Source organism: Actinomycetospora sp. 2LY8.5, assembly GCF_057180585.1.
Map to the genome: position 1 here is coordinate 80,567 of NZ_JBXUHE010000001.1, position 13,007 is coordinate 93,573.

The window sequence follows — 13,007 nt, forward strand, 5'->3', positions numbered from 1 at the left end:
GTCCGGTGCGGCCCTCAGGCCGGGGTGACGGCCCGGCGGCCGGCGTACTGGCCGCAGTGCGGGCAGGCGACGTGCGGCGGCTTCGGCTGCGCGCAGGCCTTGTTCTGGCACGCCACGAGCTGCGGCACGGACGCCTTCCACTGCGAGCGGCGGGCGTGGGTGTTCGCGCGGGACATCCGGCGCTTCGGGACGGCCACTTCGGTCAGCTCTCCTCAGTTCTCGTGACTGCTTGCGCCGCCGTACTTCTCCTGCAGCGCGGCCCAGCGAGGATCGATTGTCTCACGCGCCTGCCCGGCCGGGACGAAGGCCCATGCCTCGGGGTCGGGCGACTCCGGGCCCGGGCAGTCCTCGCGGCACAGCGGCGTGACGGGCAGCTCGAGCAGGACCGCGTCGCGCACGGCCGGCTCCAGGTCGATGCGTTCGTCGACGATCCGGCTGACCTCGTCGGAGTCCGCCGTGTCGTCGGTGACGGAGTCGGGGTAGGCGTAGAGCTCGGTGAGGTCGACGTCGACGTGGTCGGTGAACGGCTCGAGGCAGCGCGAGCACTCACCGCGCACGTCGGCCTCGACCGTGCCGGACGCCAGCACGCCCTCCATCACCGACTCGAGACGCAGGTCGAGGTGGATCGGCTCGCCCACCGGCACGCCGACCATCTCGAGCCCGAAACCCTCGGGGGCGGGGATGTCGCGCTGCAGCGTCTTCATCTGGCCGGGTCGGCGCAGCAGCTCGCGCGCGACGTCGACCACCCAGGGGCTGGCCGCGTCGAGGATGGGTTCGGACTTCTTCTCGCCTGTCATCTCGCTGGTCCCGCCGGGGTATGGCTGTCAGCCGGAATCACGCGGCCGCACGCCGCGGCCCGACGGGCGAGTCTACGCGAGGGCGCTCAGGCGCCGAGCCGCTCGCTCCACCGGCGCCAGCCCTCGCGCGGGGCGGCCTCGCGGTTCTCCGTCTCGTCGTCCTCCCGGCTGCGCGGAGGCCCGGCGGCGCCCTGGCCGGCGGGGCCGCTCATGCGCAGCTCGTGGCGGTGGCGCCCGACGGTGTCGAGCACCGACTCGAGGGTCTCGGAGAAGTCGGCGAGCGTGCCGTCGACGTAGTGGTCGCACTCGGCGCGGCGGCGGTCGGCCTCGTCGGTGGCGGCGTCGACGATACGCTCGGCCTCGACGTGCGCGGCGCGCGTGACCTCGTGCGCCTCGACGAGCCGGGCCTGCTCGGCGCGCCCGTCGGCGACGGAGTGCTCGTAGTTCTGTCGACCGGCCTCGACCATGCGCTCGGCCTCGGCTTCGGCGCGCTCGGTGAGCTCGGCGTACTCGCGGCGCCCGCGGCCCACGGTGCGCTCGGCCTCGTGCTCGGCCTCGGCGATCATCTGCTGGGCCTGCTCCCGGGCCTCGGCGAGGAGGCGGTCGGCCTCGGTCTGCGCCTCGGTCCGGGTGCGCTCGGCCTCCTCGGTCGCGTCCGCGACGAGCTTGTCGCGGTGGTCGAGGACGTCCTGGGCGTCGTCGAGCTCACCCGGGATCGCCTCGCGCACGTCGTCCAGGAGCTCGAGTACGTCGCCGCGCGGCACGACGCAGCTGGTGGTCATGGGGAGCCCGCGCGCCTCCTCGCAGAGGGTCACGAGCTCGTCGAGCGCCTCGAACACGCGATACACGGGCGTCAGTGTGCCGCCGCCGATCACGGCGTCCCCGGATTGCGCGTCCCCACCGGCGTGTCGCCGCACTCAGGCGAGACGCTCCAGCAGGCGCCGGTGCACCTCGGGGTGCAGGAACGCGGAGACGTCCCCGCCCCCACGCGCGACCTCCTTGACCAGCGAGCTCGAGACGTACGAGTACCGGGGGTCGGTGATGAGGAAGGTCGAGTCGACGCCGGTCTGGTGGCGGTTCATCTGGGCCATCGGCTCCTCGAACCCGTAGTCGACCGCCGTGCGCAGGCCCTTGACCAGCGTGGCGGCGCCGATCGCGGTGCAGTAGTCGACGACGAGGCCCTCGAAGGCGTCGGTGCGGACGTTGGGGACGTCCGCGAGCGCGGTGGCCAGCAGCTCGCGGCGCTCCTCGACGGTGAACATGCCCTGCTTCGCGGGGTTCACCGCGACCGCGACGACCACCTCGTCGAACAGCGCCGCGGCGCGGGTGACGACGTCGACGTGCCCGAGCGTGACCGGGTCGAACGAGCCGGGGCAGACCGCGATCGCCATGGGCCGATCATGTCATCCGGGTGACGAAGCGGAGCGCGAGCTCGACCCGGCCACGCGGCACGATGCCCGGCGTGGACGCCGACCTCCTCCGGGCCGACCTGGCGACGCTCTACCCGCAGTACGGGCTGCGGGTGGCGCACCGGGGCACGGTGCTCCTCGGGCCCACCGACGAGGAGCTGCTCGAGCTCGCCGAGATCGTCGCCGAGCCCGGCGGCATCGTCGAGCCGGGGCGCGCCGGGGAGCTGCTGGGCTGGCCCGAGGACGAGGGCGCGGCCGCCGCGCGCCGGTTCCTCGAGTGGGCGTGGCGGCTGCGGGAGGCACCGTCGGCGGCACGCTGGCGCGTCCCGCTGGCGGTGCTGGACGGGGGCCGCGCGCTGGGGCTCGCGGTCCTGGCGCACGAGGTCGACGACCCGGCGGGGACGGCGCGCACCTCGTCGTGGCTCGCGCGCGCCGAGCAGGGCCGCGGGCTGGGGACGCGGGTGCGGCTGATGCTGCTCGAGCTCGCGTTCGGTCCGCTCGGGATGACGCGCGCGGTCACCGCCGCTGCCGAGGGGAACGCCGCGTCGCGCCGGGTGAGCGTCGCGTGCGGCTACCGCGAGACCCACCGCGAGACCGGGAGCGACAACGTCGTCGAGGTGCACGCGGCGGTGACCGCCTCGGCGTGGCGGAAGAAGCGCCTGCGCGACGTCGACGTCGAGGGCGCGGACGCGTTCCTGGCGGCGATCGGCGGCTGAGATCGGCGCCGGGTGGGCCGCGCGTCAGGTGGTGAACGCCGTGACCGTCAGCTCGCCCGGCACCGACGTCGCGGATCGGTACACGATCGCGCCGTCGGGGTTCACGATCCGCTGCTGGGCGCCGTCGGGCGCCATCCCCGAGGCCGCGCGCCAGGCCGCGACGTCGGCGAGGCGCACGGTCAGCACGACGCGTGTGTCGATGCCGCTCTGGGTCTCGAGGCGCGTGACGACACCGCCGGCGGGCAGTCGCGCGAGCGCGGCGAAGCGCAGGGCCCGGTCCACCTGCTCGGCGGTCGGCGGTCCGGACGGCGCGCGCTCGACCCCGGGCGTACAGCCGCCCACGGCGAGCCCGGCCACCAGGAGCCCGACGAGGGCGTTCCGCCGCATCGGCCGATGCTGTCAGAGCGGTCACCGCCGGCGTTCTGCGCCGTCGGGAGGGGCCGGCTGCGCCGACCGGGCTCGTTTCCGGCGCCGTCTCGTGCGGCCACCCTCCCGGCACCGAACAGGAGGCACGCATGGCTGACGGTCCCCCACGCCGCACCCGGCGACCGAGCACGTCCGACGGCGACGGAGACGGGCGCGCCGAGAAGACCACGGCCCGCCGGCAGGACGAGCGCCCCGCCGGCCGGCGCCGCGCGTCCGGGACGGCGAGCGGACGCCAGGCGGCGGGCGGGCGGCCCGACGTCTACCTCGACGTGCCGAAGCTGGAGGTCGAGCACCTCGGCCTCCAGGTCCAAGGACCTGCGCGCGAAGGTCTCCCTGCAGGCCGAGGTCCTCAACCTGCTCAAGCGTCGACGCCACGCGCTCGGGGAGCCGGCGCACGAACCTCCCGGACGAGGTGGACTCGCACGTGACCTACGAGGACATCCGGATCGACGAGGTCATCGCCTCCTGGATCGACGCGGACTGACACGACACCGGCACGGCGTGTCGCGTCAGCGAGCGTGTGGCGATCCTGGCGTCAGACGCCAGCGATGCCGCATCGCTCACACGCCGCCTCAGCCCGCGGAGGTCGCGAGGTAGAGGGTCGTCTCGCCGTAGGTCCGGGGTTCGTCGGGCTCGAGGCCGTCGGGCCACGCCGGGGCGGGGGACCGCGAGTCGCGCTCGACCACCACCACGGCGTTCTTCCGCGTCCACCGCGGCAGGCGCGCCAGGACGTCGTCGACGGCGTCGGTGTAGGGCGGGTCGACGAACACGAGGTCGACGGGACCAGGGGTCTTCCTCAGGTATGCCTCCACCGCACTGCGCCGCACGAGCGCCCCGTGCACGCCCGCGACGCCCACGTTGCTCTGGATCACCGCGCACGCCCGGGGGTCGCGCTCGACGAGGACCGCGGTGGACGCGCCGCGCGAGAGCGCCTCGATCCCCAGCGCGCCCGAGCCTGCGTAGAGGTCGAGGACCTCGGCGTCCTCGATCACCCCGCGCGCGTCCAGCGCCGAGAACAGGGCCTCGCGCACCCGGTCGGACGTCGGCCGGGTGCCGGTCGGCGGGACGGCGATCTGCCGCCCACCGGCCGAGCCGCCGATGATCCGGGTCACGAGGACAGGACCACGACCAGGTCGCCGCCCTCGACCTGCTGCACCGAGCCGATCGCCACACGCTCGACCGTGCCGGCCTTCGGCGCCGTGATCGAGGCCTCCATCTTCATCGCCTCGATCGTCGCGACGGTGGCGCCTGCCTCGACCCGGTCACCCTCTGCGACCTGCAGCGTGACCACCCCGGCGAACGGCGCCGGCACGTGGCCCGGGTCGCTGCGGTCGGCCTTCTCGGCGGCCTTGACGTCGGTGTCGACCGACCGGTCGCGCACCGACAGCGGGCGCAGCTGGCCGTTCAGCGACATCAGCACGGTGCGCATGCCGCGCTCGTCGGGCTCCGAGATCGCCTGGAGCTCGATGAGCAGCTGCACCCCGGTGTCGATCTCGACCGCGTACTCCCGCTCGGACTCCAGCCCGTAGAAGAACTCCTGGCTGCGCAGCACCGACGTGTCGCCATAGGCGCTGCGGTGCTCGCGGAAGTCCTCGGTCGGGCCGGGGAAGAGCAGCTGGTTGAGCGTCGAGGAGCGGTCGACCTCGAGGCCCTTGCGGTCGTCGTCGGTGAGCTCGGCGAGGCCGGCGCGCCCGGAGTTGGATTCTGCCGGGCGGCCCTCGAGCGCGCGCGTGCGCAGCGGCTCGGGCCAGCCGCCGGGCGGGTCGCCCAGCTCGCCGCGCAGGAAGCCGATCACCGAGTCGGGGATGTCGAACTTCGAGGGCTCCGCCTCGAACGCCGCCGGGTCGACGCCGGCGCCGACGAAGTGCAGGGCGAGGTCGCCGACGACCTTCGACGACGGCGTCACCTTCACCAGGTGGCCGAGCATCCGGTCGGCGGCCGCGTACGCGTCCTCGACCTGCTCGAAGCGGTCGCCCAGCCCCAGCGCGACGGCCTGCTGGCGCAGGTTCGACAGCTGCCCGCCCGGGATCTCGTGGGTGTAGACGCGCCCGGTCGGCGACGCGAGCCCGGCCTCGAACGGCGCGTACACCTTGCGGACGAGCTCCCAGTACGGCTCGAGCGCGTTGACGGCGTCGAGGCTCAGGCCCGTCGTGCGCTCGCTGTGGTCGGTGGCCGCGACCAGCGCGGACAGCGAGGGCTGCGACGTCGTGCCCGCCATGCTCGCCACGGCGGCGTCGACCGCGTCCACCCCGGCGTCGATCGCGGCGGTGAGCGTCGCCAGCTGGCCGCCCGCCGTGTCGTGGGTGTGCAGGTGCACGGGCAGGTCGAAACGCTCCCGCAGCGCGGTGACGAGCGTGCGCGCGGCCGGTGGGCGCAGCAGGCCCGCCATGTCCTTGATCGCCAGGATGTGGGCGCCCGCGTCGACGATCTGCTCGGCGAGGCGCAGGTAGTAGTCGAGGGTGTAGAGCGTCTCGCCCGGGTCGGAGAGGTCGCCGGTGTAGCAGAGCGCCACCTCGGCCACGGCGCCGCCGGACGCGCGGACGGCGTCGATGGCCGGGCGCATCTGCCCGACGTCGTTCAGGGCGTCGAACATCCGGAAGATGTCGATGCCCACGCGGGAGGCCTCGGCGACGAACGCGTCGGTGACCTCGGTCGGGTAGGGCGTGTAGCCGACGGTGTTGCGCCCGCGCAGCAGCATCTGCAGGCACAGGTTGGGGACGGCCTGGCGCAGGCGCGCCAGGCGCTCCCACGGGTCCTCGGCGAGGAAGCGCAGCGCGACGTCGTAGGTCGCGCCGCCCCAGGCCTCGAGCGAGAGGAGCTCCGGGGTGGTGCGCGCGACGTGCGGCGCGACGTCGGTGAGGTCGCGGGTGCGCACGCGCGTCGCGAGCAGCGACTGGTGGGCGTCGCGGAACGTGGTGTCGGTGACCGGGACGCTGGTCTGCTCGCGCAGCCACGCCGCGAAGCCCTCGGGGCCGAGCTCGCCGAGCCGCTGCCGCGAGCCGTCCGGCGGGGCCGTCGTCAGGTCGACCGCGGGCAGCTTCTCGCGCGGGTCGACCAGGCGCGGGGGCTCGCCGTAGGGCTTGTTGACGGTGACGTCGGCGAGGTAGGTCATCAGGCGGGTGCCGCGGTCGGCCGGCGCCCGCGCCGCGAGCAGCTCCGGGTGTTCGGCGATGAACGACGTCGTCACCCGGCCCTCGCGGAAGTCGGGCTCGTCGAGCAGGGCCATGAGGAACGGGATGTTGGTGGCGACGCCGCGGACGCGGAACTCGGCGAGCGCGCGGCGGGCGCGGCGCACCGCGGTGGTGAAGTCGCGGCCGCGGCACGTGACCTTGACCAGCAGCGAGTCGAAGTGCGCGCTGATCTCGGCGCCCGCGTACGCGGTGCCGCCGTCGAGCCGCACGCCCGACCCCGACGCCGACCGGTAGGCCGAGATCATCCCGATGTCGGGGCGGAACTCGTTGGCCGGGTCCTCCGTGGTGATGCGGCACTGGATCGCGAACCCGTGCAGCGCGACCGAGTCCTGCGAGAGTTCGAGGTCCGCGAGCGTGGCGCCGGCCGCGATGCGCATCTGGGCGGCGACCAGGTCGACGTCGGCGACCTCCTCGGTGACCGTGTGCTCCACCTGGATGCGCGGGTTCATCTCGATGAAGTGGTGGTTGCCGTCCGCGTCGAGGAGGAACTCGACGGTCCCGGCGTTGACGTAGCCGATCGCCTCGGCGAACTTCACCGCGTCCGCGCAGATCCGCTCGCGCAGCTCAGGGGTCAGGTGCGGCGCGGGCGCGATCTCGACGACCTTCTGGTGGCGCCGCTGCACCGAGCAGTCGCGCTCGAAGAGGTGCATGACGTGCCCGTCGCCGTCGGCGAGGATCTGCACCTCGATGTGGCGCGGGTCGACCACGGCCTGCTCGAGGATCACCGTGGCGTCGCCGAACGCGCTCGAGGCCTCGTTCATCGCGGCCGCCAGCGCGTCGCGCAGGGCGCCGTGCTCCCGCACCAGGCGCATCCCGCGCCCGCCGCCGCCGGCGACGGCCTTGACGAACAGCGGGTAGGTCATCGACCCGGCCGCCGCGAGGAGCGTCTCGAGGTCGTCGGACGGGTCCGACGAATCGAGCACCGGAACGCCCGCGTCCCACGCGGCGGCGACGGCCTTGTGCTTGTTGCCGGCCATCGCGAGCACGCGCGGGGGCGGGCCGACGAACGTGATGCCGGCCTGTGCGCACGCGGTGGCCAGGCCCGGGTTCTCGGAGAGGAAGCCGTAGCCGGGATAGACCGCGTCGGCGCCCGAGCGCTTCGCCGCGGAGATGATCTCCTCGATCGAGAGGTACGCCCGGACCGGGTGGCCGACCTCGCCGATCCGGTAGGCCTCGTCGGCCTTGAGCCGGTGCTCGGAGTTGCGGTCCTCGTGCGGGAACACGGCCACGGTGGCCGCCCCCAGCTCGTAGGCGGCCCGGAAGGCCCGGATCGCGATCTCGCCACGGTTGGCGACGAGCACCTTGCGGAACATCGAGCGAACCCCTCCTGCCTGCGCCACCCGGCTCCCGGGCCGGCGGAGGCTACCGCGGTACTCCTCCTGCCGGGCAGCGTCGTGCGGTATCAAGGAGGGAGACGACACAGGCCGGGAGGACACCGTGGATCGACCCCGACGTTCCGCCGCGCCCTGGCTGTACGGCCTCGCCGGGCTGCTCGCTCTCCTCTCCCCCGTGATCTTCCTGGCCGTCTGGGTCGCCGCGGGCGACATGGAGGGCCTCGGGGTCGCGCTGCTGGCCGCCGTCACGGACCTGGTCGCGGCGATCATCGCCGCCGTCGTCGCCACCGTCATCGCGGTGCGCCGCGGCGTCACCCGGGTGCGCACGGTGGTGCACGGTCACCCGCGGGGCCGAGTCGGGCGCCTCGCGGAGCACGACGCGGCGCGCTGGCACCTCGCCCGCGACCGGTTCGCCGCGCTGCAGGCCGAGTACGCCGCCTTCGAGGCCGACCAGCGCGCCGTCGCCGCCCGTCCGGCGCTCGCCGACGTCACCGTCCCGGCCACCGCACGGTTCGTGCAGGCCATGGGCGACGCCGAGTTCCTCGCCACCGACGAGGAGCCCTCGGGACCCCGGCGCGCCGAGTTCGCCGCCGCCGTCGACCGCGCCGCGTCGGCGTGGGAGGACGCCCAGCGCGTCGCCGAGGGGCTCGCCCAGTCGCGGCGGGCCCCCGAGGCACGCGAGACCCGCGCCGTCGACCCCGCTCCCCCGCGCGTCGACTCGCCCGGGTCGGAGTACACCCAGGCCGCCGACGCCGTCCGCCGCGCCGCCGTCCGCGGGGCGCGCGACCTGCGCGACCGCCTCCGCGCCTGACGGAGGCGGCCCCCGGGATGGCAGCGAACGTGCGGTTCGCTGCTTCTACGCGTACGACATCCCCGTTGATCACGCGGTGGCGAGGCCGATCAGGAGATCAGGAGCGCCACGAACACCTCACCGGGCCGCGCGAGGTCCACCTCGCTCCCCTGATCACCCGCCCGACCACCGGCGAGCGCACGACATCGACCGATCGGCCCGGGATCCGGGTTTGTGTCGCGGGCAACGGGGTTATCCACAGCTCACGGACCTGGTGAGTGGGAGCTGGGGAGCCTCCGCGCACCACATGGCCCGGGCCTGTCGTTCGGGGCGACGGGCCCGGGCCCTTCACGTGTGGAGGGCGTGTCGGCTCAGCCGAGACGCCGGATCGTGTTCAGGTCGTCCATGCGCCGCTCGACGTCGGAGATCTTGACGTCGGAGCCGGTCTGCGGGGCCTCGATCATCTTGCCGCCGCCGATGTAGATGCCGACGTGGCTGACCGGGCTGTTGAAGAAGATCAGGTCGCCGGGCTGCATGCTGCTCTCGCTGACCTCCTGGCCCTCCTGGGCCTGGGCGCGGGAGGTGCGCGGAAGCTCGATGCCGGCCTTCTCGAAGGCGTACTGCGTCAGGCCGGAGCAGTCGAACCCGTCCGGGCTGGTGCCGCCCCAGACGTAAGGCACGCCGATCTGGCTGCGCGCGGCCGCGATGGCCTGCTGCGCTGCGGACGAGCCGGCGCTGGAGGCCTGCGGCTCCTTCTTCTCCGAACGCTGCGAGGACGCGGCGGCCTGGCGCTCCTGCGTCTGCTGCGCCGTGCGGGCGGCCGCGGCGCGGGAGTCCGGCGAGTCGTGCTTGATCGACGAGGCGGCGGGCGCGGCGTTGTTGACGACCGGGAGCACCGACGAGGTGGCGGCCGAGTCCTGCGCGGCGGGCGCGATCGCGAGGTTCGCCGAGGCGAGCTGCGGGTCGATCGCGTGCTCGCCGGTGGCCTGCGGCTCGTCGCCGCCGACGAGGCCGTGGGTGGCCACGCCGCCTGCGGTCGCCACGGCACCGAGGGCCGCGAGCGAGAGCCCGGCGGTCTTCGCGGCGCGCGAGAGGGGGTGGGCCGGGGCCGTCTGGGGTGCACCCTCCGGACGGCCGTGGCGCCCGTGACCGGACCGCGTGCGGCGGTCCGCGGGGATGACGCCCATCGAGCCGGTCGTCGCGTCCTCGGGGGCACGGTGACGGCCCTGCGGACGCGGGGCCTGGCCCGCCTGACCGGCGCGAGGCGGGACCTCGATCTCGGGCAGCACAGCGGTCATGCGTGAACTCCACGCCCGTCGGGCGGCGCTGCAGCAGGCCTGGACCGTGGGGACGGTCCGGGTCCGCGGACGGCGAGCCGCTGGGGAGCTGCGGCGCGACGTCGGTCACCCGCCCCGTCCTGGGAGGTCGTGCGCTCCGGGGAGGCCGCCGGACGGGGAGTCGGACGAAGCGGCCGAGCGCGCCGCCAAGCTGATGCCGAGCGACCACCAGAACGTAACCGATCCGTGACCATCGGGCGCCACGCCACGCCGTCACAGCGCGCTCGCCGGTCGTCGCACCGCGCTCATCGGCAGGGTGACGGTGGCCGGAGAACCGCTCGCCGCGATGTTCCCCCGAATCGGTGACGACGAGCGGCTGTGCTCACCGCGGGTCATCGACGCGCGGGCGGACGAGCGGTGGCCGCCCCCGGCCTACAGCCGATCGAGGAACGCCGCCTCGTCCTCTCCGACCACCGAGCGCACGAGCCCGGCCAGGCCCGGGTGATGCGCGAGCGTCGGATCGCCCGCCACCACCGACCGCGCCTCGTCGCGCGCCTCGGCCACGAGGTCGCCGTGCTTGAGCACGGAGAGCATGTGCAGCCCGGATCGCCGCCCCGACTGCTCGGCACCGAGCACGTCGCCCTCGTCGCGCACCTCGAGGTCGATGCGGGAGACCTCGAACCCGTCCGGGGTCGCCGCCAGTCGTTCGAGGCGCTCGAGGGCCGGCGAGCCGCCGACGGCCTCGGTGACGAGCAGGCACGACGACGGCGCCGATCCGCGGCCGACGCGCCCGCGCAGCTGGTGCAACTGCGAGACGCCGAACCGGTCGGCGTCCATGATGATCATCATCGTGGCGTTCGGGACGTCGACGCCCACCTCGATCACGGTGGTGGCGACCAGCACGTCGACCGTCCCCTCGGAGAACGACCGCATGACGGCGTCCTTCTCGTCGGTGGGCATGCGGCCGTGCAGGATCTCGAGGCGCAGCCCCGCCAGCGGGCCCGCGGCGAGCATCGGGCCGATCTCGGTGACGGCGAGCGGCGGGCGGGCGGCCTCCTCCTGCGTCTCCTCCTCGTCCGGGGGGCGCAGCGTGCGCAGGGCCTGCTCGAACTCGTCGGGCCCCGGCGCCTCCGGGTCGAGCAGGTCGTCGGCCGGCGGTTCGGGCCAGGTCTCGCCGGGCTCGCCGCCCTCCTCGCCGATCCGCGGGCACACGACGTACACCTGGTGCCCGGCGGCGACCTCCTCGTGCACGCGCTCCCACGCCCGCTCGAGCCACCGGGGCTTGACGCCCGCGGGCACGGCCGTGGTGGCGATCGGCTGCCGGCCCGCCGGGAGCTCGTCGAGCACGGACGTGTCGAGGTCGCCGTAGAGCGTCAGCGCGACCGTGCGCGGGATCGGCGTCGCGGTCATCACCAGCACGTGCGGCGTCGTCGGACCCGGGCGGGATCGCAGCTCGTCGCGCTGGTGGACCCCGAAGCGGTGCTGCTCGTCGACGACGACGAGGCCGAGATCGGCGAACCCGACGCTCTGCTGGATCACCGCGTGGGTGCCGACGACGATGCCCGCGGCGCCCGACTGCGCGTCGAGCAGCGCCTCGCGCCGGGCCTTGGCGCCCAGCGAGCCCGTGAGCAGCGTGACCCGGGTGGCGTGATCCGGGTCGGCGTCCAGCTCGCCCGCCCGGCCCAGCGGCCCGAGCATCGCCTGCAGGGAGCGGGCGTGCTGGGCCGCCAGCACCTCGGTGGGCGCGAGCAGCACCGCCTGCCGCCCGGCGTCGACGACCTGGAGCATCGCGCGCAGCGCGACCATCGTCTTGCCCGAGCCCACGTCGCCCTGCAGCAGGCGGTTGAGCGGCTCCTCGCCCGCGAGGGCCTCGGCCAGTGAATCGCCGACCTTCTGCTGGGCGCCCGTGAGCGTGAACGGCAGGCGCGCGTCGAACGCCGCCGCCAGGCCGTCGTCGCGGTGGGGGCACGCGGGCGCCGGCCGGGTGGTGGCGCTCGCGCGCCGGCCCGCCATGGCGAGCTGCAGGCCGAACGCCTCGTCCCACACCAGGCGCCGGCGGGCCGCCTCCTGCTCGTCCCAGGTGTCGGCCAGGTGCACCCGGCGCAGGGCGTCGCCGAGCGAGACCAGGCCGTGGGCGGCCCGGAGCGTGTCGGGCAGCGGGTCCTCGGGGTCGTCGAGCAGGTCGAGCACCTGGCGGACCGCCATCATGATCACCCAGGACCGGAGCTTGCGCTTGGCCGGGTAGACGGGGATGAGGCCCGGCAGGTCGGTGTTGCCCTCGCCCAGCACGATGAACTCCGGCGCCGTGAGCTGCCACGTGTCCCGGTAGCGGCCCAGGTCCCCGGAGAACAGCGCGGTCGTGCCCGGCTGCAGGTCGCGCTCGCGGTAGGGCTGGTTGAAGAACGTGCACGTGAAACGCTGGCCGCCCACCGACACCGTGACCTCGAGGACGTGGCCCTTGCGGTGGCGCATCCGGCGCCCGCTGACGTTCTCGACCGTGCCCAGCAGCGTGACGTGCTGGCCGGCGCGGAACCGCTGGTCCTCGCGGTCGGTGGAGTGGGTGAGCCTGTTGTGCGTGATGTAGCGACGCGGGTAGTGGCGCAGGAGGTCGCCGACGGTCTCCAGCCCGAGCTGTCGCGCGAGGGGCCGCGCGGTCTTGTCGCCCAGCGCCGTGCGCAGCGCCGTGTCCATCCCGACCACGCCCTCGAGAATGTCATCCCGCACCGACAGCGGCGGTGCGCGCCTCGCCGGGACCCCGCCGGACGGGCCGGGCGCGCGACTCCGTTACCCTGGGCCCAGGAGCGCGCCACCGGAGACGGTGTGGGTGCGCCGTCGCGGAAATCGTCAGCGTGTCGAGGAGTTCAGCCGTGAGTGCCGTGTGTGACGTGTGCGCGAAGGGCCCGGGGTTCGGGAAGTCGGTGTCGCACTCGCACGTGCGGACGAACCGCCGCTGGAACCCGAACGTGCAGGTCGTCCACGCCCGGCTGGACAACGGCAACCGCAAGCGGATGAACGTCTGCACCTCCTGCCTCAAGGCCGGCAAGGTCGCCCGCTAGGCCCGCCGGGG

General features: G+C 74.5%; 12 protein-coding genes. 3 read left to right on the forward strand and 9 right to left on the reverse strand.

The genetic code is table 11. The features are described from left to right. Nucleotides 1-14: 14 nt before the first annotated feature. From rpmF to coaD, 4 genes are all read right to left on the reverse strand, one after another. Nucleotides 15-197, reverse strand: a complete 183-nt coding sequence (rpmF, locus tag AC2A1K_RS00390; RefSeq protein WP_133824893.1) for a 50S ribosomal protein L32 — start codon at nt 195-197, stop codon at nt 15-17. A 15-nt stretch (nt 198-212) separates the two neighbouring features. Further along, nucleotides 213-797 (reverse strand): YceD family protein, encoded by a 585-nt coding sequence (locus AC2A1K_RS00395; RefSeq protein ID WP_483894324.1) that lies wholly within the window; start codon nt 795-797, stop codon nt 213-215. Nucleotides 798-883: 86 nt separating this feature from the next. Next, the gene (locus AC2A1K_RS00400) at nt 884-1,645 is read right to left on the reverse strand and encodes an ATP synthase F0 subunit B (RefSeq protein ID WP_483894325.1); all 762 of its coding nucleotides are present in this window, start codon (nt 1,643-1,645) and stop codon (nt 884-886) included. 69 nt (nt 1,646-1,714) lie between these two features. Beyond that, nucleotides 1,715-2,188, reverse strand: coding sequence for a pantetheine-phosphate adenylyltransferase (gene coaD, locus AC2A1K_RS00405; RefSeq protein ID WP_483894326.1), 474 nt, complete (start codon nt 2,186-2,188; stop codon nt 1,715-1,717). Between the two features lie 71 nt (nt 2,189-2,259). Between coaD and AC2A1K_RS00410 the strand changes: the two genes are divergently transcribed. Then, nucleotides 2,260-2,922 carry a GNAT family N-acetyltransferase gene (locus tag AC2A1K_RS00410; protein WP_483894327.1) on the forward strand — a complete coding sequence of 221 codons (663 nt, stop codon included), beginning with the start codon at nt 2,260-2,262 and terminating at the stop codon, nt 2,920-2,922. Nucleotides 2,923-2,946: 24 nt separating this feature from the next. Here AC2A1K_RS00410 and AC2A1K_RS00415 read toward each other — a convergent pair whose 3' ends face one another. From AC2A1K_RS00415 to AC2A1K_RS00425, 3 genes are all read right to left on the reverse strand, one after another. After that, nucleotides 2,947-3,309: a hypothetical protein gene (locus AC2A1K_RS00415; protein ID WP_483894328.1), complete on the reverse strand. Its 363-nt coding sequence runs from the start codon at nt 3,307-3,309 to the stop codon at nt 2,947-2,949. A 611-nt stretch (nt 3,310-3,920) separates the two neighbouring features. Beyond that, nucleotides 3,921-4,460, reverse strand: coding sequence for a 16S rRNA (guanine(966)-N(2))-methyltransferase RsmD (rsmD, locus tag AC2A1K_RS00420; RefSeq protein ID WP_483894329.1), 540 nt, complete (start codon nt 4,458-4,460; stop codon nt 3,921-3,923). After that, nucleotides 4,457-7,852, reverse strand: coding sequence for a pyruvate carboxylase (locus tag AC2A1K_RS00425; protein ID WP_483894330.1), 3,396 nt, complete (start codon nt 7,850-7,852; stop codon nt 4,457-4,459). The genes rsmD and AC2A1K_RS00425 overlap by 4 nt, the downstream gene beginning before the upstream one ends. Nucleotides 7,853-7,976: 124 nt before the next feature. On the opposite strand from AC2A1K_RS00425, the gene AC2A1K_RS00430 reads away from it, so the two are divergent. Continuing rightward, a complete protein-coding gene (locus tag AC2A1K_RS00430; protein ID WP_483894331.1) occupies nt 7,977-8,684 on the forward strand; it encodes a hypothetical protein in 708 nt (235 codons plus the stop codon). A gap of 350 nt (nt 8,685-9,034) precedes the next feature. Here the strand turns inward: AC2A1K_RS00430 and AC2A1K_RS00435 are convergent, their stop codons facing one another. Continuing rightward, on the reverse strand, nt 9,035-9,961 hold the full coding sequence (locus tag AC2A1K_RS00435; RefSeq protein ID WP_483894332.1) for a C40 family peptidase: 927 nt from the start codon (nt 9,959-9,961) through the stop codon (nt 9,035-9,037). A 411-nt stretch (nt 9,962-10,372) separates the two neighbouring features. Further along, complete coding sequence (locus tag AC2A1K_RS00440) at nt 10,373-12,640, reverse strand: ATP-dependent DNA helicase RecG (RefSeq protein ID WP_483894333.1); 2,268 nt, start codon at nt 12,638-12,640, stop codon at nt 10,373-10,375. Nucleotides 12,641-12,807: 167 nt separating this feature from the next. On the opposite strand from AC2A1K_RS00440, the gene rpmB reads away from it, so the two are divergent. Next, nucleotides 12,808-12,996, forward strand: a complete 189-nt coding sequence (gene rpmB / locus AC2A1K_RS00445; RefSeq protein ID WP_483894334.1) for a 50S ribosomal protein L28 — start codon at nt 12,808-12,810, stop codon at nt 12,994-12,996. The last annotated feature ends 11 nt before the right edge of the window (nt 12,997-13,007 follow it).